This is a genomic window from Enterococcus sp. DIV1767 (assembly GCF_050542585.1).
GTDB classification, from domain to species: Bacteria; Bacillota; Bacilli; order Lactobacillales; family Enterococcaceae; genus Enterococcus_D; species Enterococcus_D innesii.
Genome location: NZ_CP172936.1, coordinates 1,676,396 through 1,701,101, shown reverse-complemented (window position 1 = coordinate 1,701,101; position 24,706 = coordinate 1,676,396). Strand labels below are relative to the sequence as shown.

Genomic DNA, 24,706 nt, shown 5'->3' with positions numbered 1-24,706 from the left:
ATTATTGCCCACCTTTTTGCCATACTAATTTTCCATTTACAAATGTATAACTTGTATCCCCATATAACGTCCATCCACCGAAAGGCGTATTGACTCCTTTTGATAGGAATTGCTTAGGATCCACGTTATAAGCTGATTCTAAGTCAAAAATTGCGAGATCGGCTTTGTCTCCGACCATCATCGTTCCGGTGCTTAGACCAAAGATTGATGCTGGTTTCACGGTCATCCAATCCACTAATTGCTGTAAGGTAAAGCGTCCTGTTTTTACAAAATGAGTGTACAACAATTGGAAGGCATATTCTGATCCGACGATGCCAAAGGGAGCTTTTAAAAAGCTTTGCATTTTTTCTTCATAACCATGCGGTGCATGATCCGTCGCGATACAGTCGATTGTGCCATCCAGCAGACCTTCGATCAACGCTTCACGGTCTTCTTGCCCACGTAATGGTGGGTTCATTTTCCAAAAGCCTTCATCGGCAGGAATATCTTCATCGATCAGAAGTAAATGGTGGGGAGAAACTTCGGCTGTCACATGAATGCCAGCTTTTTTGGCATCTCGGATCACTCGAACACTTTCTTTCGTAGAGACATGGCAGACATGGTAATGGGCTCCTGTTGCTTCCGCCAAAAGCACATCCCGAGCGATTTGAGATGCTTCCGTTACACTCAAGATCCCTGGCAATCCAAGTTCTTCCGCTTTTTTACCAGCATGCATCACGCCGCCAAAGAGTAAAGAATCATCTTCTGTATGGGCAACCAAAGCCAAGTCATTTTCGGCTGCTTGCTTCATTGCCAAATACATTGTGCCAGCAGTCTGAACACCCACGCCATCGTTCGTCAAGGCGAAAGCACCAGCAGCTTTCATTCCAGCTGCATCCGTCAATGTTTCACTGCGCAAGTTTTCTGTAATCGGCGCGTATTGTAAGACATTGATTGACGCATCTGCGTTGATTTTTTCGTAAACAGCTGCTAATTTTTCTGGTGTATCAGGAACTGGGTCAAGGTTTGGCATTGCGCAAACTGTCGTGAACCCGCCACGAGCTGCTGCCATGCTGCCCGTTTCGATTGTTTCTTTGTATTCAAAGCCCGGTTCTCTGAAGTGTACATGAACATCCACTAAACCTGGTGTGATCAATTGCTCTTTGGCGTCGATGACTTCGTCAAAATCTGTTTCGGGAAATGCTGTACCGATCCCGCGAATGATTCCGTCTTCGATCCAAATTGCTGCAGGAACACAGTGATTGTCTTTTTTGATGATTTTACCGTTTTTAATGAGTGTTTTCATGTAAACTTCCTCCTCTTATTCCTTTTGACTGTTAGGCTTTACCATTTAATACTGCTTCAAGAATCGCCATTCGAACGTAGACGCCATTCGACATCTGTGTAATGATTCGCGAGCGTAAGCTTTCAACTAAGGCATCAGCCAACTCCACATCGCGATTGACCGGCGCTGGGTGCATTATGATCGCATGTTCCTTCATTCTGGCTGCCCGTTCGACGGTCAACCCGTGATTTTTTAAGTATTCTTCTTTGGAGAAACTTTCCGTTCCATCATGGCGCTCGTGCTGGACACGAAGCATCATCATGACATCAACTTCTTCCACTAATTCATCTAATGGCAGCCAATGACCGTACACTTCAAACTCTTCGTCGTACCATTCTTTCGGTCCTGAAAAGAAAACTTTTGCGCCAAGTCGCTTGAGCATTTGCATGTTTGATTTTGCGACCCGTGAGTGGGTGATGTCACCTACGATGGCGACTTTTAGATCATCAAAGTGCCCGAACTCTTCATAGATCGTCATTAGATCCAACAAACATTGTGTTGGGTGTTGGCCGCTGCCGTCCCCGCCATTGATGATACTGCACTGGATCGTTTTGCTTTGGATCAAATCGTCGTAGTAGTTTTCATCGCCGTGGCGAATGACTGCCACATCTACGCCCAGAGCTGACATCGTCAAGACTGTGTCATACAAGGTCTCGCCTTTTTGAACAGAACTGGTGGAGGCTTCAAATTCAATGACTTCGATCCCTAGTTTTTTCTCAGCAACATCAAAGCTTTTGTGGGTTCTAGTACTGTTTTCAAAAAAGAGATTTGTTGCGAAATACTGTTCCTTTTGGGGCATCCATTTCGCCCCTCTTTTGAATTCTTGTCCTCTGCGGATGAGTCCCATCACTTCACGGTCCGTCAATGCTTCGACCGTCAAAAGATGCTTTAAGCTGATTCTTTCGGATTGAATAATCATGAATGAATTCCTCCTTTGTTTCTGTTTAAACGATGAGTTGGCACAAGTTATTTTTCTTCGCTGCGAGAGCTGTCAGGTAAAATAAGATTCAAGAAGATTCCTAGGACAGTTGCTAACGCCATTGCGGATAAGGTGAAGGTACCGACCGTGAACACAAGACCGCCGATTCCTACCACAAGGATCACTGACGCAATGATCAAATTCTTCTTACGATCAAAATCGATTTTGTTGTCGATCAAAATTTTCAACCCGCTGGCAGCGATGACGCCAAAGAGCAGGAAGCTGATCCCTGAGATGACTGGGCCAGGAATACTTAAGATCAATGCGCTTAGTTTTCCAACGAAGCCTAGTACGATGGCTAAAACTGCCGCACCACCGATGACGAACACGCTATGGACCCGTGTAATTGCTAAAACCCCGATGTTTTCTCCGTAACTTGTCACTGGCGGTCCCCCAACGAGACCGGCTGCGATTTGAGCAAAACCGTCGCCTAAGAGTGTTCGGTTCAAGCCCGGCTCTTCAAAGAAGTTCCGCTTCGTTAGTTTGTTTAAGACCATCAGATGTCCGATATGTTCTGTCATGGTGACGAAAGCGATCGGTGCCATCGTAGTGATCGCATTTAGATACAGTTTGGGTTCATAATTAATGAAAGGAATTTCGAAACTTGGCAGCCCAAACCAGTTGGCGTCAATGATTGGTTGTACGTCGACGATCCCTGCCGCTAAGGCGATCAAGTATCCGCCAACGATCCCTAGCAGGATCGGGATCAGCCCTAAGAACCCTCGCAAAAACATGTTGAAGAAAATCGTTAATCCCAAGGTAGCCAAAGCTACTAGAATGTACTTGAAATCGTAAACTGAGTCATTGTACATCGCATTTTGGGCGGCGTTGGCGGCTAATCCTAGACCAATCACCATAATCACAGGACCGACAATGATCGGTGGTAAGATCTTATCCAACCAAGCAGCGCCAGCACGTTTGATGATCAGCGAAACGATCACGTAGACCAACCCAGTCGTGATGGCGCCTTGGGCGATGGCTGGGTAGCCGTCTGATTCCATCAGCATTTGCATCGCCGCGATAAACGCAAAACTGCTGCCTAGATACGCTGGGATTTTCCCTTTCGTTGTGACCAAGTAAACCAATGTCCCAATACCGGAACTTACCAAAGCGATACTGGGGTTGATCCCTACCAAGATCGGTACTAAAACTGTCGCACCGAACATCGTGAAAAGATGTTGTAAACTAAGGCCTAACCAAGGCAATGCTTTGGGCCGATCTTTGATGTCTAAAACTGCGTCTGGATTACGAAATTCTTGCTTCTGCATGTTGCTGTCACTCTTCTTCCTAGTCGTTTTCTTTATTGATCATGATCCGGTCAGAACCGTCTGATTCTTCCATCTCAACGATAATTTCTTCACTTAAAGCAGTTGGAATATTCTTCCCAACAAAATCTGCCCGAATCGGCAGTTCCCGATGGCCGCGATCAACTAGAACGGCTAGTGAGATTCTCTTTGGTCGACCAATATCCATGATGGCATCCAAAGCTGCTCGAATCGTCCGTCCGGTAAACAAGACATCATCGATCAAGATCACTTCTTTGCCGTCAATAGCCGTCGGAATGTCTGATGAATGGATCTCTGGATCATCTTCGCTCTTTTTATCATCTCGGTACAAGGTGATGTCCAATTCACCAACAGGTACTTCTACGCCTTCCAATTGTTTTAAACGTTCCGCAATCCGTTGGGCGATATAGATGCCTCTTGTCTTGATTCCTACTAACACCAAATTATCAATGCCGCGATTTCTTTCAATAATTTCGTAGGTGATCCGTGTTAACGCTCGTTTCATTGTTACTGCATCTACTACTTCTTTCGCTGCCATATGTTGTTCCCTCCTAATTTTGAACATAAAAAAACTCCTACCTGCTTGAGGTAGGAGTCATGTTTTCCGATCGTTGCCTAAAATCCCATTCTGTGGATTTTGGGTACACGTTATCATCCAGTAAGGGTTCGAATCTCCAACGCGGGAGTCGTCTGCTTACTCATTCCTTCTTAGCCTCACGGGACTACATTTAAAGGAGCTATTTAATTGTTACATTTACTATACAGTTCCACCACAAAAAAATCAATCATTTTTTCGTAATTTTTTTAGGGTGTCCTCAAATAGTTCTGGTAATGGGGCTTCAAAGACCATTGACTCACCCGTTGTGGGATGTGTGAAGCCTAAAAGCTTGGCATGTAAAAACTGGCCGTTGCCTTTTAAGGTACGCTTTGGTCCGTAGATTGGGTCACCGGCTAACGGAAACCCGATATATTGCATATGCACTCTAATTTGGTGGGTTCTTCCAGTTTCCAATTGCAATTCCACCAAGGTAAATTGATCAAAGCGTTCCAACACGGTGAAATGAGTCACTGCGGGTTTGCCGTTCTCAATCACCGCCTGCATTTTACGATTGACTTTCGAGCGGCCGATCGGTGCATTGATGGTGCCTTTTTCGTGGCTGATATTGCCATGGACCAAAGCCACATACTTGCGTAACGAGGTTTTGTCTTTCAATTGTTTCGCTAACGACTCATGCGCCTGATCATTTTTGGCAATCATTAACAGACCCGACGTATCTTTGTCGATTCGATGAACGATACCCGGCCGAACAACATCGTTGATCGTCGATAGATCCTCCATATGGTACAACAATGCGTTGACTAAGGTGCCACTCGGATGACCAGCGGATGGATGAACCACCATCCCTTGCGGCTTGTTGATGACTGCCACATCAGCATCTTGATAGACGATCGTTAAAGGAATATTTTCTGGCTCTAAATCTACTACTTCCGGCTCTGGCACTTGGATGACCAAGTGATCGCCTGCTTTTACTTTATAATTAGCCCGGACCGTCTCACCTGCCAAAGTAACGGCATCTTCTTTCAGCCATTGTTGGACTTGTGAACGGCTATGGTCAGGCAAGCGTTCGGCCAACACTTTGTCGACCCGCCCTTTTTCTTCTTTAATGATTACTTCAATTTGCTTTTCCATTTGATTCTCCTTGTTTCCCTTTTGCTACATCATCTACTAGTGCATAAATAAAAATCAAGATTACCCCAAACACTAATGACATATCAGCGATATTGAAAATTGGGAAATTGATAAAATCAAGCTGGAACATGTCCACTACAAAGCCATGCTGCAAGCGATCGATGAAGTTCCCGATAGCGCCACCTAGAACAAACGCCAATCCGAAACGAAACCATAGGCTGCTGTTTTGGTAGCGAAACAATAGATAAACAACGACGACAACCGCGATAACGGTGATGATCGCAAAAAAGGTGATTTTTCCTTCAAGAATACTCCAAGCTGCACCCGTATTCTGAAGATAGGTCAGTGACAACACATTGTCGATCAGAGAATGTGTTTCACCTAGTTGATAATTGGCAACGATCCAAATTTTTAGCCATTGATCCAAGCCAATGACAACAGCACTTAACAAAAAAAACAACGCGATCATAAATTTTCCACTCTTTCTTCTTTAAAAATATCTCGTGGACGGATGATGCCCAAGAGATTTCCATTCGGATTTTTATCTTTGGTGATCAATACCGCCTCAAGCAGGGCATTTTTTTGAAACAGTTCCTCGACCTCAACAATGGTCGTTTCAGCCGACACGAAACAAAAATTCGACCGTTTCCCATCTCCTGCTAATAATTCATCGGCCGTTCTGCCTGCTAACTTGATTTCACAATGGAGGCTTTCTTTCGCTAACCAGTACCCCAGCATTCGCAAAGTGATCAAGCCCAAAAATCGACCATTATCATAGATTGGAAATTGTGAGTAGCGCTTTTGGGCAACGATTTTCAATAACTCTGGTAATGGCAGGTGCTTTTCAAAACCAGTCACTCGTTTCGCAAAACGCGGCATGACTTTTTCAGGTGCCAGTAAGGAGCGTTCAATTTCTTGAATGCGATTGACGACCCATTCATTTGGCTCTGCAATGACAAAGTTCTCACCAATTTTTTCATGAACGATGGCATTGCGCAGCTGAGCCATCTGTAATAGATCATCTTCTGCTCTTCTAACATTGATATTTTTACTTTTTGATAAGCGACGAACCATTTCAGAAAACCCCATATTCCGCGGATTATCCAATTCGTCACGAAGACGCTTTTCGATTCGATTAAAACTGCTCAAAAATTGATCTGCCCCACTAGCCATGGCGAACCTCCTTGATAAGATATGCTTTTTTTAAATAAATCAAAACAAAGACAAAATAAGCCACCAAATACACACCAACAAAAAGCAACGAGTAGAGGGAGATGGATAATAAGCCCAAACCCCCTATCATGAGAAAAAGGCTTAAATAAAAGCCGATATATATTCTTTTAAGCGCAGGATTCATCACGACCTCCAGCTTGAGCGCTGATTGGCCTTGTGGTAGCTGAAAAGGCTGACTTTCTAAAAAAAACATGCGCACACGAATCGGCGTCTGCTCAGCCAGCGCCAAAAAAATCGTTTGCTGATGATTGATGGCAGCGATTCTTTTTTTCCCTTGCATGATCTCTAAGGGACTGCCCATTCCATAAAAACCAGTCCTCCTAGTTAGTTGTAGCTCCATTGACAAAGATCACCTCAATTGGTTAAGTATACTTGATTATTAAAAGAAAGAAAATAGACTTTTGCTTGCTTCCTTGATTATTATAACAAGAATCCCTACTTTTATCTTCCATCACGTCAAATGAACAAGAAAAAGACGAATGCAGCGTGCATCCGTCCTATCAAATCATCTCTTTACGTTCTTTCGTTTCAAATGCCGCGAATGCCTTCTTTGTTTGTGACCGCTCTTTTAGAAAAGACCAATCGCTTGGCCATCAGAAGTCACGTCCATATTGATGGCGGCAGGTTTCTTCGGTAATCCCGGCATCGTCATCACGGCACCAGTCAAGGCTACGATAAAACCAGCACCTAGCTTGGGTACGAACTCACGAATGGTCACAGAAAAGCCTTCTGGTGCACCCAGTTGCTTTGGATCATCACTAAAGGAATACTGGGTTTTTGCCATACAGATCGGCAAATGATCCCAGCCCTGCTCTTTAAAGCTTTGCAACTGCGCCTTGGCTTTTGGTGCAAACTCAACCTCAGCCCCGCCATAGATTTCCCGCACGATCAAAGAAGCCTTATCCGCTAAAGGCAAATCGTCCGTATACAAGCGTTGGTAGTTAGCCGGTTTTTCCTCGATCACTTGGACTACCGCTTTTGCAAGATCCGTTCCACCCGCTCCACCATCTGCCCAAACAGCTGTCCGAGCGACGGTGACATCGATTCGCTGGCACAAGGCTTCAACTAATTCACGCTCCGCTTCGGTGTCTTGTGAAAATTCATTGAGGGCGACTACCACTGGAATCTGATATTTGCGCATATTTTCAACATGCCGTTTTAAATTACTGAAGCCCCGCTCTAATGCTTCTGTATTCTCAGTCCCTAGATCAGCGACAGCGACACCGCCATGCATCTTCAATGCTCTGATCGTTGCCACAACCACGATCGCATCCGGTGTTTTTGATAGATTTGGTGTTTTGATATCTAAAAATTTCTCTGCACCTAAATCGGCACCAAAACCAGCTTCGGTCACCGTGTATTCGCCTAAGTGCAAAGCTGTCTCGGTTGCGATCACACTATTACACCCATGGGCGATATTCGCAAAAGGCCCGCCATGGATCAGCGCAGGAGTTCCTTCGATTGTTTGGACCAGATTCGGTTTCAGAGCGTCCTTCAGTAGTAAAGCTAAGGCTCCTTGAACCGCCAAATCTTTTGCGTAAATCGGTTGTTTTTCATAAGAATAGCCAATTAAGATCTTTCCTAATCGTTCTTTTAAGTTATCAATGCTCGTTGCCAAACACAAAATCGCCATGATTTCACTTGCGACAGTAATATCAAAACCATCTTCACGAGGAACACCTTGTAATGGACCGCCTAAGCCAACGATCACTTGGCGTAACGCACGATCATTCAAATCGACAACGCGTTTCCATGTAACCCGACGTCCGTCGATCCCTAATTCGTTGCCTTGTTGGATATGATTGTCGATCAACGCAGACAAGGCGTTATTAGCAGCCGTGATCGCATGCATATCACCTGTGAAATGTAAGTTGATGTCTTCCATCGGTAGTACTTGTGCTTTGCCACCGCCAGTGGCGCCGCCTTTGATGCCCATTACTGGTCCTAAAGATGGCTCACGTAAGGCGATGACGGTTTGCTTGCCGATTTGATTTAACGCATCTGCAAGTCCAATGGTCACGGTTGACTTGCCTTCTCCTGCTGGTGTCGGACTGATCGCTGTGACTAAAATCAGCTTACCCAGTGGATTGTTTGCTTTTTCGTTGATTGCCGACCATTCGATTTTTGCTTTATATTTACCATAAAGTTCCAGGTCATCCCCTGTTAAACCAAGTGGTTCAGCAATTTCAATAATCGGTTTAGGCTTTGATTCTTGTGCAATTTCGATATCTGATTTCATTTTTACCCTCAATTCACGAACTATTTAGCACTTTAAAAAAGGTTTTGTTTGCTATGGTCTTATTATACTTGATTTTATTCAGAAAGAAAGAGAGATTTTTCACACTTTTACAAGAAGTTTCACGGATCCTTTATGTAAACAAAAACAGCGTCTCTCCTAAGGCTGTACCGCCAAAAGGAGTGATCGCTGTTTTCTAGATTCCTATGAATTAGTCGTGGGTTTCGACCTGCACCCTTTTTTCAGGGATTTTTTCTTGAAAAAAAGTTTCTAACCATACCACATCTTTTTTACGTAACGTGAAGGTATACGTTCTTTGATGATCGGTAATGCTTATTAAACGGTTTTCAATTTGCCATTTTTCTATCTCAGACAGAGAGACGATCCTTTTCTTCCATATACGTGCGTAGCGAATCAGTAACACATCATTTCTAATGAGCAGACTCCGGTGGAGCCCCAGCCATACAAAAAAGAAGAAGACTGCTAAAACGAGGTTGCTTTTCCAATAAGGTCTGGTATTTTCTAACGAAAGAATCAAACTGATAAATAATATCATCATAGTGAACGACCAATAAATGATCGCTGTAGCAGCTTCCGGTTGCCAATACAATTTACGCTTCATAAAAGTTCCTCACAACATAAAATTTCTAGTATACTATCTTTATCATATCAAAAAAGGGTGAGACAATGTTAAAAGTTTATCTTGATGCTTCCACGAAAGGCAACCCCGGCCCTAGTGGCGGTGGAATCGTCATTGTCGGTACTGATCTGCATGAACAAATTGCGTTTCCGCTACCTGATTCCACCAACCACCAAGCAGAGTTCGCTGTGATGGTCAACGCGCTGCAGCTGTTGATTAACAAAGGGTTACAGGAACAGACAATTATGCTTTATACCGACAGCAAAGTCGTTGCGCAGACCATCGACAAGAATTATACCAAAAACCCTGCTTTTTCTGATTATTTAACAGAAATTCAATACTTGTTGAAACAGTTCGCTTTAGCGATCATCCAATGGGTCCCTGAGAGTCAAAACAAAGGTGCCGACCATTTGGCCCGCCAAGGATTAGCAAAAGCGATGAAATTAAAGGATCGGAGACAATAACCGAGAGAAGTTTTGTTTGAAGCGCAACCAGTAAGATTGCTTAGCCAAAATTTCATCCGTCAGTAATGTTGATTGTGCCATATCCTCTTCAAAGAAGCCTTTCAACGTTTGCGTGACATCGTGATCGTAGGCGAAGGCATTGACTTCAAAATTCAAGGCATAACTCCGAATGTCTTGATTCGTCGTCCCAAAGGAACTAATGGTATCATCCATCATGACCGTCTTCGCATGGAGGAAACCGTTGTTATAGATGTAGATTTTTGCACCACGGCGATGCAAGTAATTGGCATAATGCTGTGTTGCCCGATAAATGAATGGATGATCCGGCATACATGGAATCATGATTCGGACGTCTACACCTGAGTGGATGGCAATTTCCAATGCATTCATCATACTGTCATCAGGAATCAAATAAGGCGTTTGGATCCAAATCGATTCTTTCGCAGCCAAAATCATTTTCACAAAACCGCCTTTAAGGATTTGGGTCTCTGTTTCTGGACCGTCGGCGACAATTTGCAGATCAACATTTCCAGCAAGCTCTTTCGGTGGCAAAATAAAATAACGATCTTCGTATTCTAGCTGATCCTCTTCCTTTTGCACCGATGCATTCCAATCACGAATAAAAATCTCTTGTAGCGTAAAGCTAGCGGTTCCGACGATTCTTGCGTGGGTATCTCGCCAATAGCCGAACTTGGCCTTTTTGCCAAGATATTGATCACCAACATTAAACCCGCCAGTCCAGCCAATTTGTCCATCGATCACAACGATTTTCCGATGAAGGTGGTAATTTAGCCGTGTGTTACGAATCAGATTTTTCGAGGTGATAAATGGCACGACTTTTCCTCCAGCATCGATCAGCGGTTGGAAGAACTTGCGATTGGCTTTCGGTGAACCCCATGGATCATAGACCAAACGGACCTCCACGCCTTCACGGGCTTTATCGATCAAGATAGACAAGAATTGGCCACCGATCTCATCATTAAAAAATGAATAATACTCCACATGCAGGTTGTCTTCAGCTTGCTTCATATCTTCGAATAATGCTGCAAACTTTTCTTTGCCATCTGTGTAAAATTTCACCTTGTTTCCTTTAGTCAAGGGCGATTCATCTAGGTTCTTAAAATAGCGCTCCAATAAATGATTATCATCTGAGTAAGGATGTTCTGGAAAAGAATAATTGTGCACTTTGATGATTCGATTCAACTCATTGATCCTACTCTGATGATGCTCACTGAATTTATAAATAATTTCTCCATCGATTCCCCGTCCGCAAAACAAGTACAACAAGAACCCAATGCCGGGGATGAATACCAACGTCATCATCCAAGCAAAGACACTTGCAATCGAGCGTGGTTTCCGAAAAACAGTAATAAAAGCAGCAATCGTATTAATAAACAAAAGTGCCAATAAGACCGTGGAAATCATGCTCATATCCATTTTTATCATAGTTTCCTCCTATATCCTGTAACCCTATAATAGGTAACTATGGTCGAAAGCAAGCTTTAAATCATAGTCCCCTAGTGTTTCTTTGATTTTTTGTTTCAACATTTCTTCGATTTCTCGATCGCTATAAGCAGATTTTGCAGGAATCACTAAATCAAAAGCCAACAGATCTCCTTTGACCTGAAAATCATGCATCCGTAACTGTGGGTCAACGAAGCGAACGATCTTTGACACTTCTTTTTTTAGATGCCGATACTGCTGATTTTGAATTGGTACTGGATCAAGATGACAGACCAGGTCGACTTTCAAGGATTGGCGAAAATCTTGTTCAATCGCATCAATCACCTCATGCGCTTCTCGTAGTGACCAGGTTTCATCCACTTCGATATGCACACTGGCAAAACGATTTTTCGGCCCATAATTGTGAACCAGTAAATCATGGTAACCGAGAATCGTCGGATAGTGATCCAAGCGCTTCTCCATGGCGGAGACTTCTTCTTGCGTAGGTCGTGCCCCTAGCAATTCATTGATGAAAGATCGAATCATTTTAATGCCGCTGATCAAAATGTAGAGCGCAATCAGACAACCAACATAGCCATCGATTCGTAAACCGGTCAACCACTCGATCGTCGCTGAAAACAAAACCGCCCCTGTTGTATACACATCGTTGAGACTGTCTTGACCACTGGCACTTAGTGTTTGAGAGCCGATCAACTTAGCCAATCTGCGGTACATTGCTCCCTGCCAGACTTTGATCAAAATCGATAAAACCAAAACGATAAACAATAGTGGGGAAAGACGGATACTCGTCGGTTCCATGACGCGTTGCACAGAACTGATGAGAAATTGGCCACCAACAAATGTGATGATCAAAGATACCACGAACCCACTGATGGCTTCAAAACGCTCATGTCCATACGGATGTTCACTGTCGGCTGGTTTCGCAGAGATCCGAAAACCGATCAATGTTAAAATAGACGAGGCGGTATCTGAAAGACTGTTGATGGCATCGGCCATAATCGAAACAGACTGCGCAGATAAGCCAATGATAAATTTCCCTGCGAATAATAGGAGGTTGGAAAGCAACCCCAGACTACCTGCTAACTTCCCGATGGCTGTACGTTCGTAGACACCATTTTTTTTGCTACGTTTTAAAAAAAAGTTTAGCAAATCATCACCCTCTCAAAAAACCATCTTTCTTATTTTACCCCGAAGGAATTCAATTAAACAACTATTCGTATCGTTTTTTCGAAAAAAAAGCGAATTCCCTTCAATTATCAAACGCATTTTCAGATAACATTTAGGAAAAAGGAAAAAGATAACGGAAGGGTCTCCCCCTCCGTCATCTTCGTTCAAAAAAGGAATGTGTTAAAGACCTGCGCTCCTCTTTCATCTATCTTCTCAAACGAAAGAAACTTGCTGCACAGATTCAACCAGTGAGTGTGATTACTTGGCAGCTAACCACGTTGCTGCTGACTCAAGTGCTGCTGCGATTCCTTCAGGATTCTTCCCGCCGGCTTGCGCCATATCAGGACGACCGCCACCGCCGCCACCAACTTTAGGTGCGATCTCTTTGATCAAATCGCCCGCTTTCAATCCTTTTTCATTGGCTGCTTTGTTCATGGCAGCTAAAAGATTCACTTTGCCATCATTCGCGGTAGCTAACACTAAAATATCAGAATGGTCTTTTTGTTTCCATTGGTCAGCTAGTTGACGTAATTGGTTCATGTCCTTTACAGTCACTTTTGCTGTGATCAGACGCAGACCATTTACTTCTTTGACATCTTTGAAAACATCCCCTGCTTGCTGGTTTGCTAACTTGCTGGCAAGAGCTTCGTTTTCTTTTTGCAGTTCACGCAGCTGCGCTTGCAGTTGTTCTGTTTTGGCAACGACTTCTTTTAATTGAGCGGATTTAACGATCCCTGCAATTGCTTTTAATTGCGTCTCTTCTTCATGCAATAGCGTATAGGCCTCTTGACTAGTCACTGCTTCGATCCGACGAACACCAGCACCGATCCCTGATTCAGAAACGATTTTGAAAATACCGATATCTTCCGTATTTGCTACATGGGTTCCCCCACATAATTCGATCGACCAATCGGCAACATTGACGACGCGAACGTCATGCCCATATTTTTCACCAAAGAGTGCCATCGCTCCCATGCCTTTTGCGGTATCGATATCCGTTTCGATCGTCACAACAGGGAGGGCTTCCCAAATTTTTTGGTTGACGATTTGTTCCATTTGGCTCAGCTCTTCGCTGGTCACTTGCCCGAAATGACTAAAGTCAAAGCGCAAATGTCCTGGAGCAACTAATGAACCTGCTTGGTTCGCATGGCTACCTAATACTTCTTTTAACGCTTTATGCAATAAGTGAGTCGCCGTATGATTTTTGATGATCTTATTGCGACGATGCTGATCCACTTGTAAGAAATAGTTCACGCCTTCTTGTAGTGGCGCTTTGACTGTAGCAGTATGCAAGAACTGACCGTTCGGTGCTTTCTTGACATCCGTCACCTCTGCTACGATCGTGCCATCCTCTGCTACGATCGTCCCTGTATCTGCAACTTGTCCACCCATCTCTGCATAAAATGGTGTTTCAGCAAAAATCAGTTTTGCTTCACCTGTCGAAACAGAATCATGTAACGCTTCGTCTTGGATGATCACTAATAATTCGCTGTTTGCTTCAAGTGAATCATAGCCAACGAAACGGCTGTCCACTTTGATATCCGTCAATAAAGCGGATTGTACGCCCATTGAAAGCTCCGTTTGCCGAGCCGCACGAGCACGGGCACGTTGTGCATCCATTTCTTGTTCAAACCCTTGATGGTCCACTTTCAACCCTTCGTCTTCCGCCACTTCTTCTGTCAATTCAACTGGGAAGCCGTAAGTATCATACAATTTGAAAATATCTTGACCAGCTAACGTATCTTGCCCGTCTGCTTTTACTTGGGCGATCACTTGATTTAAAATATCTAACCCTTCATTGATGGTTTCATGGAAACGTTCTTCCTCGTTGCGGATCACTTTTTCAATAAATTCTTGCTGCTCTAATACTTCAGGATAGTAGCTTTCCATGATCTCGCCAACGATCGGTACTAATTTGTATAAGAAGGCGGCATCGATCCCTAATTTTTTCCCATGCATGACTGCACGACGTAATAAACGACGTAAAACATAGCCACGGCCTTCATTTGAAGGCAGTGCCCCATCGCCGATCGCAAAAGAAAGCGCGCGGATATGGTCTGCAATCACTTTAAAGGAGATATCTGTCGTTTTGCTGTCGCCGTAGTTCACACGACCGCTTAAATCTGCCACTGCATTGATGATCGGCAGAAACAAGTCTGTTTCAAAATTGGTTGGTGCATTTTGAACGATGGAAACCATTCGTTCCAGCCCCATCCCCGTATCAATGTTTTTATGTGGTAGTGGTTCATAGGAGCCATCTGGTTGATGATTGAATTCTGAAAAGACCAGATTCCAGATTTCCAAATAGCGTTCATTTTCGCCACCAGGATAGTTTTCGGGATCATCTTCCGCTACGTCATTAAACTCAGGACCACGGTCATAGAAAATCTCTGAATCCGGTCCACAGGGGCCTGCACCGATGTCCCAAAAGTTGTCTTCAATCTCAACGATATGCTCTGGTGTTAAGCCGACTTCTTCTGCCCAGATCCGTTTTGCTTCCGTGTCTTTTGGATAAACCGTGACATATAATTTCCCTGGATCAAAAGCCATCCATTCTGGGGAGGTCAAAAACTCCCAGGCCCAATGAATCGCTTCATTCTTAAAGTAATCGCCGATCGAAAAGTTGCCTAACATTTCAAACATCGTATGATGTCTTGCTGTTTTCCCAACGTTTTCGATGTCGTTGGTCCGAATCGATTTTTGCGCATTGGTAATTCTTGGGTTTTCAGGAACAACACTGCCATCAAAATATTTTTTTAGCGTTGCCACCCCTGAATTGATCCATAATAGGGTTGGATCGTTGACTGGGACAAGGGACGCACTTGGTTCAATTGAATGACCTTTTGATTGAAAGAAGTCCAAAAACATTTGGCGTACTTCTGCACTGGATAATTGTTTCACGTTATTCTCCTACTTTCTTCTGTGTTCGCTTAAGATACAGGGGCTGACAAAATTGCTGGTAAGGCGCTCTTATGCCTGTCGAGACATTTTGACGATAAAAAAACACCATTGCAGAGCAAGGACGTCGATACGCGGTACCACCTTGCTTGCAATGATGTGACTCATTACCTCTTAGACTCGTTAACGCGGAGTGGACGGCAACATTTCTGCTGCAGTTGAGCACCAAAGGGAGCAATCCGTCCGAATTCATGTTTTTCTCTCAGCAATGAAAAACTTTCTGTAATGAATCATCAAACCGACCATATCCTTCGTCATTCAAAGTATAAGGAAATGTTTTGAAAAAGTCAATCCTCAAATCCGGTCTTTATTGATTAGGATCCCTTTGCGGTAACGATAGTTCTGGGGAGAAAGCTTTTGATCGGGCTGCAACATTTTCCGTGAACGGTAATAACTGGCATACGGCAATGCATCGAATAAGGGATGACCACAAATTTGCCAATTCTCCATTTTTAAAGACAAGCCATCTGTCAGCTCCCACGCATCCGCAAGCCCATAGGTGCAGCCAAATAAATTCGGTTCAAGCAATTCAGCGGTTGACAAAGAGACGCCATCATCGCAGGGCTTTTCATTGCCCCAGCGAAAAAGTCGCCGAGTCGCAGCACCGCAAACGTATTCCCATTGATCCTCTGATAGCAACTGAAAGCCTTGTTTATCTAACTGCTGTTTCAATTCTGTTTGACTGACGGATTCGTGGGTAAATAACTGATAGGTTTCCGATAACGGCTCGAGTGCAGCAAAATAGCGATTCTCTTCGTGATAAAAAGCGGGTAATTCCCAACGCAAGCTTTCCTCAAAGGACGCTGGTGCTGTGAATTGTGCCTTTAGCTCTTTTTCGAAAACACTGAATTGATCGACTAACCCGTGAAACTCCCCAGTGATCGTATTCAGCTGCCCGATATACCTTGCGCCAGCAGGCAGCGCACTTTTTTGGACTAGCATGGGATCAATCACAGCTTTGCGCAAAGGGCTCGTAGACTCATTGACAAAAATCCCCCAATCTTGGCTGGTTTCTAATTCATAGATTGTTTCCAGCTGGTGAATGATCTCGTTGGGTGCGGACTGCCAATTTTTACTCCAGCAAGTAGCCGGTAACCCTTGCACACCGAGATCCCAACCTAAGATCGCCTCAGAGTTCCCTGGTATAAAGACAAAGTCTTCGCCATCGATCGTTAATTCAAAGGTAGCACATTTCAACCCTGCATACGTCAATTGACTAAAATGGACATCGGTGATCTCCTTTAAAGGACTGACAAAATACATTAAAATTTGCTGGATCAGCTGTTCTTTGATTTCAAAGGACAGTGTCTTCCAATTTGACCATTGTAACGCCTCAAAAAAATCCACGTCATTTCTCCTCTCATCTGCTACAATTACTATATGACGAGTATACCACGAAAAAGGAGGAAAACGACTGATGCTTTATTTTGGACGCAGTCCGTGGATGCTACAAGCGGTTTTCGCCCTGCGGCAAGCCGTTTTTGTGGAAGAACAGCACATCCCTATAGAATGGGAATTTGATGAAAAAGACCAAACTTGTCCATACTTTCTTTGGCATGATGGAAACACACCGATCGCTACCATCAGATATCAATTCTCTACGCCAAATACCCTGCAACCTGACCGCTTTTGCGTAGCTAAGGCTTTTCGTCATCAAGGTTATGGAAGGAAGCTACTGCATTATCTCGAAATGCGCGGTATCCAAGAGGGTGCCCTCCAATCAGTTTTATCAGCAGAGATCGATGCTTGTGCGTTTTATGAAGCCTGCGGGTATCAAAAAACGTCCGAGCCCTATACTGAAGATGGTGTATTGTGTGTAGAAATGACCAAACAATTAAAAACAGCAGTCAAGTAAGAGAACACCCCTTACATGACTGCTGTTTTGGTAAGCATTAGCTATTCGAATTTTTCTTGTTTTTGCGGGCAGTTCGAGTCGTTTGACGGCGTTCGATCTTCCGTTTTTCTTTGTTCTTCTTATCAACAGCCCATTGAATTTTTTTCTTGTAGCCAGGCTTGATTTTTTTCTTCTTCTTCTTGACTAAGCCAATCAAAGTTGGGTCTAATTCGTCACGAGATTTTTCCCGCTTTTGCCGACGATTCCGATCGTAAGTCGCAACGATCTCGCCATTTTTGATTTCCTTCGGTTGGAAAACAACCCCTAGATCTTCGATGGCTTGGATTGCCCCTTCATCGCTTGGATCATATAACGTAATCGCGGTCCCATCCATTTGGTTTCGACCGGTCCGACCAACACGGTGGATAAAGAAATCCAAATCAGCTGGAATCTCAGCATTGATGACATGAGAAACCCCTTCAATATCAATTCCTCGCGCAGCTAAATCTGTTGCGACAACATATTGGTAGTCCAAATTTTGCACTTGGCGCATGATCCGTTTTCTTTCACGAGGACTGATGTCCCCGTGGATCTTCGCTACTTTTAAGCCTTGTTCCTTTAAGTAATCCGTAATTTCATCCACACGGCTCTTCGTGTTGGCAAAAACGATGGCAAGATAGGGATGGCCTGTAGTCAATAATTGGTAGATCAATTTATTGGTATTTTTCCCTTTGGTAGAAATCAACCAATTCTCGATCGTATCAGAGATGACTGCTTTCGATTTGATTTCTTCGATCAATGGATTGGCCATGTATTTTTTCAAGAATGGGCGCAATTTCTCTGGAATCGTTGCGGAGAAAACCAGCATTTGCAGTTTCTCAGGCAAACGCCCCGCAATTTGATCGACTTCTTCTAAAAAGCCCATATCCAAGGTCATGTCTGCTTCATCCACGACAAATACATTGGCAGTGTGAACCCCTAACGCTTGTTCGTTGATCATATCCAAGATACGACCAGGTGTCCCAATCACGACATGGGGCTGTTGATTTTGCAGACGGCTCAATTGACGTTGCTTATCCGTTCCTCCGACGAAATTTGACACTCGAATTTCAGGATCATGAAATCCGCCGATTTGTTTTGCGGCGTGATAGATTTGCGTGGCTAATTCACGACTCGGTGCAGTGATCACTACTTGCACTTCATCTTTTTCGGCATCGATTTTATCCATCAACGGCAGTAAAAATGTATGGGTCTTACCACTTCCGGTCTGTGATTGCCCTACAACACTGCGTCCTTTTTGGATAACAGGTATCAGTTTTTCTTGCACTTCTGTTGGTTTAGAGAACTTTTTATCAGCAAGTGCTTCATAAATAAATGGTTGAAATTTAAATGACTCAAAAGACATTCAAACACCTTCTTTCTTTTAGCATCCTTTGGATTATAGCATATGTTGCCTTGTTTTCCTAACTTTCTTTTGCAATCGATTGAGGATCGATCGTACTGATGGTATACGTTGCACTGCGGCGTTCATAGAAAAAGCGGCTTTCTTTTTTTATTGCTGCCCACAAGAGATTCAAGTAAAAGCCAAACTGGATCAACCCAAAAATAACCACCATCAACAAACTAACGACTAAAAGCAGCATATTATCCGACTCAAGAAACGGTGCGAAAAAGATATTGACCCGACTGATGCTGGCATAAATCAGATAAAACAAGCCATAGCGTTTCAATAAAGCCCCCAAGCTAACACGCTCACGACCTTCTTGCATGATTTTGATCCGTACGAGTTTTTTTCCAATCGTTTGTCCTTTAGCAAGATAAGCCAACAACACAAAGTACAGCAACACTTCAAGAGCAAAGTACCAATAGTCCCCACTAAAGTCTCGTACCGTCTGTTGAGTGAGCAAACGAACAGCGATCACCACAAGGAAACTGATCACATTCAGTATTCCCCAGTCGATCAACCAAGCAACCACCCTTCGTGTCACGGTTACCCGAGTACCCTTGGCGTAAGAGTCGGCGTCCATTTCTTCTCTTGATGGCAATAAGAACGTAAAAAGTGGGGCGATCGTCCAGCCCACAAGCCCTCCGACTGTATTGACAAAGAGATCATTGACATCGAATAAACGATACGGACGAGGATAGATAAAATACAGTCCCGTCAACTGCGTTAATTCAAAAAACAACGTCAGACAAAAGGTCATCGCCAGTGTTTTAAAAAAAGAACACTTGAAGTAATAACGTAAGTAAACCCCGAATGGCAAGGTCAACAATAAATTAAAGAGAGGTTCTAAAAAGACCCCTTGTTTCATAGCGGGAAGATAGGTTTGTGGATCGTGAATGTTTAAGACGGTCTGTTGGACAAAATGTTGCCACGATGCCCCTAACTGCAATTCCATCTTAGGGCCAGTCATCTGCGCTACCTCTTCGATCGAGGGCAATGGCAGGATAACTAAGAAATAGGCGCACAATAAATAGAAGACAAACGAATACAGAACCAGTGCGCGTGACAAGATAAAACGACCGTATTTTCGGTATTGGATAACAAAAAAAATCATTGATATCGCCAATGCTAGGAAAGGAAAAACCAGCAGGGCAACTTTTATTGGGGTAATATAAGCGGACATAAAGAACTCCTTCACGTTTTCTTTTTATCTTACACGCTATTTCCCAAAACGTAAATTTTGGAGTATCATAAAAGAAAAGGAGGTTAAAAAACCATGTTAAATCCCTATTTTGCCTTTGGCGTACCGGCATTCCTTTTGGTTTTATATGTAGCTTTTGCTCTTTTTCGCCGGTCTTCCGATATACCCTACTTAGGATTTGTTCTATTCATCATTGCTGGTTTTCTGACTGGATTTAGTTTACAAGTCATTCAACAAGCCATCAATGAAGTGGCTAAAACATCTTTTCAGCACGTACAAGATACCCATCTTTACTCACCTTACTTATTAGCGATTCCATTGATTGTGGGGATTCTTTTACTTATAGTTAACTTGGTTCGCGGCTATCTAAAAGTCAAAAAAGTGCGCCTGCAGTCAAAATAAAAGCAGCCTACCTTGTGATACGAAGCAATCTGCTCCCCTTGCTTGAGGAATGAAATTGCTTCGTATTTTTTGGTTAGCTGCTTAGTTAGAGAAGATTCTTTGAAATAACTTCAAGATGTAGAAAGGGTAAAACAGTTTATCAATCCTTCAATGCCTTGTTATTCATTGGTTAAATCTCCAGTAACGTCCGTATCTGAACGATCGGCGAAAGCTTCTTTTACATCATCATCGACTTGTTCCAACAAATACTGCCAGTCACTAATTGATACAACCACAACATCGATATTTTTTTCTTCATCGATCAGCTCCAGATTCGAAACATCCTCTCCTAACTGCTGGAATAGGTCAATCAATGTTTGGTCTTGTAGCGTTACGTATTCAGTCCGTTTCATTCTTCTTCCCCCCATGAATCAAAAAATTCATAAAACAAGATATCGAAACTAGTAAGATCGGTCATCTTTTGCAAAGTAGATAAATCTAAACGAATAAACGCTTTTTCCACTAATAAATAATGGTTTTCTTCCAACGCTTCTTCGATAAATGGTAAAATCTCTTCCTCGTCCCCTAATGTCTCACTAGAGATTTGGTCGATTTGATCAAATAAGCGATCATCTTGTAACAAAAAGAATTGATCGTCGTAAAGATAGACTGCGATTTGATATTGCCGGATGGGTAGCTCAGCCTGAATGACAAAAAAACATTCCCCTGAATTGGAAATTGCTGGCAATAGTTCATTCGGTTGTAATGCCTGTTGGTAGTACATTTCCATCCCTCCTTTGTACTTACTATTATAAAGAACAACGGAAGAAAAAGGAAATAATCGAATTTTCGTTTAAAAAACTCTAAACAAAGCTATACATCCCATTCTGTATAAAATTCTTGCAAGAAATCTTTCATAAAAGCCACACGTCGCCGGGCTTCTTTTTTGCCATACGCCGTGGTCATCTTTTCGGGAAGCAAAAATAGTTTTTCATAAAAATGATTGATCACCGTGGTTCCTTTACGGTAATCCTGATGATCTTGAAACGTCTTTGGTGCTAAGTTACTGTCATGGATCGGGTGTTGATGACTGCCACCAAAATAGCTCGTTCGTAAAATACCGATCGCACCTAAAGCATCGAGACGATCTGCATCACGGACCACACGTCCTTCTACTGAGGCTACCTGTGCCCCTTGTAAAAGTTCTTTTGAAAAAGATAGATTCTCAATAATAGAAAAAATTTCTTTCGTTTGTGCTTCACTGGCTCTCGCTGCGGTCAAACAAGCTCGCACCTCGGTATACGCCGCTGTGACATCCGCCACAACTTTATCATCCACTGTATCGTGTAAGTAGGCTGCTGCCTGAACGACAAAGGTATCAACCGTTAATTTGTCGGCATCGATGATGGCTTGACTTAATCCCGCCACTCGTTTGACATGATCATACCCATGTCCTGTGTGATCGTTCCCCAGTATACTCTTGGCATAAGCAATTACTTTGCTAAGATCTGCCGCATTGTTTTCCTTGTTCATCTTTCTCCTTCTTTCGATACGAAAGCAGCTAACCTGCCTTTTTTCAATTGATGATAGCGCGAAAACGAAAAGAAGTTCAACAAAACGAGCTCCCACTAAACAGTTGAGGAGGCAACGCCTTGCGAAGCTTCTTTCCACTTGTTACTTTTAAGCGAAATCTTGCGTCTCGCTGATTTTATAGACACTAAAATAGATCTTACGTAAATAGTCTAATAGGTATTGAGGATTCAATAATTCATCCGTTGCATCTAAAATCAATTCATTTGGTTTCTTTGATGCGCCATATTGATGAATATTTTCAGTCAACCATTTACGAATCGGTGAATAATCATCTGAAGCCAAGACTTCATCGACATTGATTTCTTTTTCCATCGCATGAAGTAATTGCGCGGCATACATATACCCTAGAGCATAGGATGGGAAATACCCGAAGCTTGAACCTGACCAATGAACGTCTTGTAGGATCCCTTCAAGGTCATTTTCTGGACGAATCCCTAAATATTCCTCGTATTTGTCATTCCAGATTTTCGGTAGTTCATCGATCGATACGGTTTCGTTAAAGATCATTTTTTCGATCTCGTAACGAATAATGATATGGATCACGTAGGTCAAACTGTCAGCTTCAATACGGATCAAGCTAGCTTTTGAGTGTTTTAAAGAGTCATAGAAAGTGTCAAAAGACACATCATCAAACGTGCCTTCCGCACATTCTTGGAAAAACGGGTATTGCTTTGCCCAAAAATTGCGGTTGCTGCCGATAATGATCTCATTAAACAGCGATTGGGATTCGTGGATCCCCATTGACGCCCCTTCATGGACCGGTGTTCCTTCGTATTTTTCGTCAATGTTTTGCTCATACATTCCATGACCGGCTTCATGAATCACACCGAACAGTCCCATTGAAAAGTCGTTTTCACTCCAACGGGTGGTCAAGCGCACATCGTTGTGGTTGATCCCAGTGGCAAATGGGTGGACCGTATTATCCAAACGACCACGAGAAAAGTCATAGCCTAAGTCGGCAATCACTTTTGAGATAAATTTGCGTTGTTGCGCTTCGGTCATCTTACGTGAGAGGATCGAAGTATCTGGCGCTGTTCCTTTTTCAGCCAATTGACGACGAATATCCATGATGCCGTCTCTCACTTGCGAGAAAACATTATCCAAGATCTCAACCGTCATATTCGGCTCGTATTGGTTTAACAGCACATCGTAATTCGTTCGCTCATTTTTTTTCCAATAAGGAATCAATTCTTTCGTCAAGCGAATGTTTTCAGAAAGTGCGTCTTTAAATAAAGAAAAATCTTTTTCTTTGCGGGCTTTCAACCAAGCAGTATGTGCTTTTGACGTAGCTGCTGAAGCGGCCATCGCTAACTCATTGGGCACATCTTTTTGCAATTCATACTCTTCTTTGACTAATTGATACGCCGCTTTCCCTACTTCAGATAATTCTTCTGGGTGCTTTCCAAAATAGCTGATCGCTTCTTGGATTGGTTCCCCAACTTTTTTGTCAAAATAGAGACCATATAAATAGCTGTCAACTTCCGCCCGGTAATCACTGGCTTTTTCTGGCATCCCCGTTTGGTTATCCCAGCCTAGGATCCCCATTGCTTGTTGTAATAGATCGATTTCTTTTAATTCTTTCAGAAATTCTTGTTCTTTCATTCAGCAGACTCCTTTTTGCGTGGCGGACGTTGTCCCCAGTATTGGAAGAGATCGGTACGAATCGCACCGTTGTATAATTTGCGTTTTTTTGTTGCTTTCTCACCATAATGCGTCTCGAAGGTCAAATCACTAGTTAAAAAGTACTTGCTCCATGTTTTAAGGGGCCGAAACACTTGGCCCATTTCTTGATACAATCGTTGAACAGATTCTTCTTCCCCTAAGCGTTCACCATAAGGAGGGTTAGCCACAACGACACCATATTCTTTTTCTGTTTTAAAGTCCTTAACGGCTTGTTGTTTGAAGGTGATCGAGTCTCCTAGACCGATTTCTTCTGCATTTCGGCGGGCGATCTCAATCATTCGACCATTGATATCTGAGCCAGTAATATCCAATTCGACATCATAGTCTGCCGCTTCATCTGCTTCTTTTCGTACTTTTTCAAAGACTTCTGCTGGGAACCAATCCCACGTTTCACATACGAATTCCCGATTAAATCCAGGGGCGATATTATGGCCGATCAAAGCTGCTTCAATACATAAGGTCCCTGATCCGCAAACAGGATCGACAAAAGGCTTGTCTTTGTACCAATTTGTCAGCATCACTAAAGCCGCAGCCATGTTTTCTTTCAGAGGTGCGCCCCCTTTTTCTAAACGATAGCCGCGTTTAAACAAACTAGGGCCAGTCGTATCCAATGTGATCATCGCATGGTCTTTCAATAAAGCGACTTCTAATTGGAAAAAAGCGCCCGTTTCAGTCAGAGGCACACTTGCCGGACGATGGTATACTTCTCTTAAGCGATTGACGATTGCTTTTTTGGTAATCGCTTGACAATCAGGCACACTAAACAGTTTTGATTTGATTGACTTTCCGGCTACTGGGAATTCAGCATCTAAAGGTAAAAAGTCTTCCCACGGTAACGCTTTAACTTCTTCAAACAACTGATCGAAAGTCAATACGTCAAATTCTCCGACGACGATTTTGATCCGATCTGCTGTACGGAGCCACAAATTCGCGGTAGCAATGGTCTCCATTGTCCCTTTAAAGCGCGCTCGGCCGTTTTCAACCTCACACTCGATCCCTAAATCCCGTAATTCTTTGCCCACAAGTGCTTCTAAACCGCTCGCAGCGGTGGCAATACAATTAAATGTTTTTTCAGTCATAACGCTCTCCTTCTTGATATAAAAAAACCTTCCGTTGCTGGAAGGATTCC

Annotated in this window: 24 protein-coding genes; 3 read left to right on the top strand and 21 right to left on the bottom strand. The window is 43.2% G+C overall.

The window, feature by feature from the left end:
* Position 1: 1 nt before the first annotated feature.
* The 10 genes from IGI78_RS08175 to IGI78_RS08130 all read right to left on the bottom strand — a co-directional run bounded on the left by IGI78_RS08175 (position 2) and on the right by IGI78_RS08130 (position 9,370).
* Entirely contained in the window at positions 2–1,285 is a 1,284-nt protein-coding gene (locus tag IGI78_RS08175) for a dihydroorotase (protein WP_086292401.1), read from the bottom strand.
* Positions 1,286–1,316: 31 nt separating this feature from the next.
* Positions 1,317–2,243, bottom strand: coding sequence for an aspartate carbamoyltransferase catalytic subunit (locus IGI78_RS08170; protein ID WP_081118671.1), 927 nt, complete (start codon positions 2,241–2,243; stop codon positions 1,317–1,319).
* Between the two features lie 47 nt (positions 2,244–2,290).
* Positions 2,291–3,571, bottom strand: a complete 1,281-nt coding sequence (locus tag IGI78_RS08165) for a solute carrier family 23 protein (protein ID WP_081118672.1) — start codon at positions 3,569–3,571, stop codon at positions 2,291–2,293.
* Positions 3,572–3,590: 19 nt separating this feature from the next.
* On the bottom strand, positions 3,591–4,127 hold the full coding sequence (gene pyrR / locus IGI78_RS08160; RefSeq protein ID WP_077453394.1) for a bifunctional pyr operon transcriptional regulator/uracil phosphoribosyltransferase PyrR: 537 nt from the start codon (positions 4,125–4,127) through the stop codon (positions 3,591–3,593).
* A 243-nt stretch (positions 4,128–4,370) separates the two neighbouring features.
* A complete protein-coding gene (locus tag IGI78_RS08155; protein WP_077453395.1) occupies positions 4,371–5,279 on the bottom strand; it encodes an RluA family pseudouridine synthase in 909 nt (302 codons plus the stop codon).
* Positions 5,263–5,748 (bottom strand): signal peptidase II, encoded by a 486-nt coding sequence (lspA, locus tag IGI78_RS08150; protein WP_077453396.1) that lies wholly within the window; start codon positions 5,746–5,748, stop codon positions 5,263–5,265. The genes IGI78_RS08155 and lspA overlap by 17 nt, the downstream gene beginning before the upstream one ends.
* Complete coding sequence (locus tag IGI78_RS08145; RefSeq protein WP_195265138.1) at positions 5,745–6,452, bottom strand: CBS domain-containing protein; 708 nt, start codon at positions 6,450–6,452, stop codon at positions 5,745–5,747. Before IGI78_RS08145 ends, lspA begins: the two co-directional genes overlap by 4 nt.
* Positions 6,445–6,852: a hypothetical protein gene (locus IGI78_RS08140; protein WP_081118673.1), complete on the bottom strand. Its 408-nt coding sequence runs from the start codon at positions 6,850–6,852 to the stop codon at positions 6,445–6,447. The genes IGI78_RS08145 and IGI78_RS08140 overlap by 8 nt, the downstream gene beginning before the upstream one ends.
* Positions 6,853–7,080: 228 nt before the next feature.
* Positions 7,081–8,751: a formate--tetrahydrofolate ligase gene (locus tag IGI78_RS08135; protein ID WP_081118674.1), complete on the bottom strand. Its 1,671-nt coding sequence runs from the start codon at positions 8,749–8,751 to the stop codon at positions 7,081–7,083.
* A gap of 208 nt (positions 8,752–8,959) precedes the next feature.
* Entirely contained in the window at positions 8,960–9,370 is a 411-nt protein-coding gene (locus IGI78_RS08130) for an EbsA family protein (RefSeq protein ID WP_077453400.1), read from the bottom strand.
* A 65-nt stretch (positions 9,371–9,435) separates the two neighbouring features.
* On the opposite strand from IGI78_RS08130, the gene IGI78_RS08125 reads away from it, so the two are divergent.
* Positions 9,436–9,852, top strand: coding sequence for a ribonuclease HI family protein (locus tag IGI78_RS08125; RefSeq protein ID WP_081118675.1), 417 nt, complete (start codon positions 9,436–9,438; stop codon positions 9,850–9,852).
* Here IGI78_RS08125 and cls read toward each other — a convergent pair.
* The 4 genes from cls to IGI78_RS08105 form a co-directional block, all read right to left on the bottom strand.
* Entirely contained in the window at positions 9,832–11,298 is a 1,467-nt protein-coding gene (gene cls, locus IGI78_RS08120; protein ID WP_081118676.1) for a cardiolipin synthase, read from the bottom strand. The two genes, IGI78_RS08125 and cls, sit on opposite strands and share 21 nt — an antisense overlap.
* 24 nt (positions 11,299–11,322) lie before the next feature.
* Positions 11,323–12,465, bottom strand: a complete 1,143-nt coding sequence (locus tag IGI78_RS08115; protein WP_081118677.1) for a cation diffusion facilitator family transporter — start codon at positions 12,463–12,465, stop codon at positions 11,323–11,325.
* A 276-nt stretch (positions 12,466–12,741) separates the two neighbouring features.
* Positions 12,742–15,384 carry an alanine--tRNA ligase gene (gene alaS, locus IGI78_RS08110; RefSeq protein ID WP_081118678.1) on the bottom strand — a complete coding sequence of 881 codons (2,643 nt, stop codon included), beginning with the start codon at positions 15,382–15,384 and terminating at the stop codon, positions 12,742–12,744.
* Between the two features lie 351 nt (positions 15,385–15,735).
* Positions 15,736–16,788, bottom strand: a complete 1,053-nt coding sequence (locus IGI78_RS08105) for a DUF7278 family profilin-like fold-containing protein (protein ID WP_081118679.1) — start codon at positions 16,786–16,788, stop codon at positions 15,736–15,738.
* 70 nt (positions 16,789–16,858) lie between these two features.
* Here IGI78_RS08105 and IGI78_RS08100 point away from each other — a divergent pair, with 70 nt between their 5' ends.
* Entirely contained in the window at positions 16,859–17,296 is a 438-nt protein-coding gene (locus IGI78_RS08100) for a GNAT family N-acetyltransferase (RefSeq protein WP_077453405.1), read from the top strand.
* 37 nt (positions 17,297–17,333) lie between these two features.
* Here IGI78_RS08100 and IGI78_RS08095 read toward each other — a convergent pair whose 3' ends face one another.
* Both IGI78_RS08095 and IGI78_RS08090 read right to left on the bottom strand, forming a co-directional pair.
* A complete protein-coding gene (locus IGI78_RS08095) occupies positions 17,334–18,680 on the bottom strand; it encodes a DEAD/DEAH box helicase (protein ID WP_005226134.1) in 1,347 nt (448 codons plus the stop codon).
* Between the two features lie 58 nt (positions 18,681–18,738).
* A complete protein-coding gene (locus tag IGI78_RS08090) occupies positions 18,739–19,902 on the bottom strand; it encodes a VanZ family protein (RefSeq protein WP_195265140.1) in 1,164 nt (387 codons plus the stop codon).
* Between the two features lie 93 nt (positions 19,903–19,995).
* Between IGI78_RS08090 and IGI78_RS08085 the strand changes: the two genes are divergently transcribed.
* Entirely contained in the window at positions 19,996–20,322 is a 327-nt protein-coding gene (locus tag IGI78_RS08085) for a hypothetical protein (protein ID WP_081118682.1), read from the top strand.
* Between the two features lie 158 nt (positions 20,323–20,480).
* Here the strand turns inward: IGI78_RS08085 and IGI78_RS08080 are convergent, their stop codons facing one another.
* The 5 genes from IGI78_RS08080 to IGI78_RS08060 form a co-directional block, all read right to left on the bottom strand.
* Positions 20,481–20,714, bottom strand: coding sequence for a hypothetical protein (locus tag IGI78_RS08080; protein ID WP_140965607.1), 234 nt, complete (start codon positions 20,712–20,714; stop codon positions 20,481–20,483).
* Positions 20,711–21,091 (bottom strand): hypothetical protein, encoded by a 381-nt coding sequence (locus tag IGI78_RS08075; RefSeq protein ID WP_081118684.1) that lies wholly within the window; start codon positions 21,089–21,091, stop codon positions 20,711–20,713. The genes IGI78_RS08080 and IGI78_RS08075 overlap by 4 nt, the downstream gene beginning before the upstream one ends.
* 83 nt (positions 21,092–21,174) lie before the next feature.
* Positions 21,175–21,834: an HD domain-containing protein gene (locus IGI78_RS08070; protein ID WP_096742680.1), complete on the bottom strand. Its 660-nt coding sequence runs from the start codon at positions 21,832–21,834 to the stop codon at positions 21,175–21,177.
* A 147-nt stretch (positions 21,835–21,981) separates the two neighbouring features.
* Positions 21,982–23,496, bottom strand: a complete 1,515-nt coding sequence (locus IGI78_RS08065; protein WP_081118686.1) for a carboxypeptidase M32 — start codon at positions 23,494–23,496, stop codon at positions 21,982–21,984.
* Positions 23,493–24,656 (bottom strand): THUMP domain-containing class I SAM-dependent RNA methyltransferase, encoded by a 1,164-nt coding sequence (locus IGI78_RS08060; RefSeq protein ID WP_077453413.1) that lies wholly within the window; start codon positions 24,654–24,656, stop codon positions 23,493–23,495. Before IGI78_RS08060 ends, IGI78_RS08065 begins: the two co-directional genes overlap by 4 nt.
* Between the last annotated feature and the right edge of the window lie 50 nt (positions 24,657–24,706).

Excerpts from the sequence above, each read along its gene's own strand:
- IGI78_RS08175 (WP_086292401.1), bottom strand. The coding sequence starts at position 1,285 with ATGAAAACACTCATTAAAAACGGTAAAATCATCAAAAAAGACAATCAC.
- IGI78_RS08140 (WP_081118673.1), bottom strand. The coding sequence starts at position 6,852 with ATGGAGCTACAACTAACTAGGAGGACTGGTTTTTATGGAATGGGCAGT.
- IGI78_RS08060 (WP_077453413.1), bottom strand. The coding sequence starts at position 24,656 with ATGACTGAAAAAACATTTAATTGTATTGCCACCGCTGCGAGCGGTTTA.
- IGI78_RS08070 (WP_096742680.1), bottom strand. The coding sequence starts at position 21,834 with ATGAACAAGGAAAACAATGCGGCAGATCTTAGCAAAGTAATTGCTTAT.
- IGI78_RS08075 (WP_081118684.1), bottom strand. The coding sequence starts at position 21,091 with ATGGAAATGTACTACCAACAGGCATTACAACCGAATGAACTATTGCCA.
- IGI78_RS08085 (WP_081118682.1), top strand. The coding sequence starts at position 19,996 with ATGTTAAATCCCTATTTTGCCTTTGGCGTACCGGCATTCCTTTTGGTT.
- IGI78_RS08065 (WP_081118686.1), bottom strand. The coding sequence starts at position 23,496 with ATGAAAGAACAAGAATTTCTGAAAGAATTAAAAGAAATCGATCTATTA.
- IGI78_RS08155 (WP_077453395.1), bottom strand. The coding sequence starts at position 5,279 with ATGGAAAAGCAAATTGAAGTAATCATTAAAGAAGAAAAAGGGCGGGTC.
- IGI78_RS08125 (WP_081118675.1), top strand. The coding sequence starts at position 9,436 with ATGTTAAAAGTTTATCTTGATGCTTCCACGAAAGGCAACCCCGGCCCT.
- IGI78_RS08145 (WP_195265138.1), bottom strand. The coding sequence starts at position 6,452 with ATGGCTAGTGGGGCAGATCAATTTTTGAGCAGTTTTAATCGAATCGAA.
- lspA (WP_077453396.1), bottom strand. The coding sequence starts at position 5,748 with ATGATCGCGTTGTTTTTTTTGTTAAGTGCTGTTGTCATTGGCTTGGAT.
- IGI78_RS08090 (WP_195265140.1), bottom strand. The coding sequence starts at position 19,902 with ATGTCCGCTTATATTACCCCAATAAAAGTTGCCCTGCTGGTTTTTCCT.
- pyrR (WP_077453394.1), bottom strand. The coding sequence starts at position 4,127 with ATGGCAGCGAAAGAAGTAGTAGATGCAGTAACAATGAAACGAGCGTTA.
- IGI78_RS08095 (WP_005226134.1), bottom strand. The coding sequence starts at position 18,680 with ATGTCTTTTGAGTCATTTAAATTTCAACCATTTATTTATGAAGCACTT.
- IGI78_RS08080 (WP_140965607.1), bottom strand. The coding sequence starts at position 20,714 with ATGAAACGGACTGAATACGTAACGCTACAAGACCAAACATTGATTGAC.
- IGI78_RS08165 (WP_081118672.1), bottom strand. The coding sequence starts at position 3,571 with ATGCAGAAGCAAGAATTTCGTAATCCAGACGCAGTTTTAGACATCAAA.
- IGI78_RS08135 (WP_081118674.1), bottom strand. The coding sequence starts at position 8,751 with ATGAAATCAGATATCGAAATTGCACAAGAATCAAAGCCTAAACCGATT.
- cls (WP_081118676.1), bottom strand. The coding sequence starts at position 11,298 with ATGATAAAAATGGATATGAGCATGATTTCCACGGTCTTATTGGCACTT.
- IGI78_RS08130 (WP_077453400.1), bottom strand. The coding sequence starts at position 9,370 with ATGAAGCGTAAATTGTATTGGCAACCGGAAGCTGCTACAGCGATCATT.
- IGI78_RS08170 (WP_081118671.1), bottom strand. The coding sequence starts at position 2,243 with ATGATTATTCAATCCGAAAGAATCAGCTTAAAGCATCTTTTGACGGTC.
- IGI78_RS08100 (WP_077453405.1), top strand. The coding sequence starts at position 16,859 with ATGCTTTATTTTGGACGCAGTCCGTGGATGCTACAAGCGGTTTTCGCC.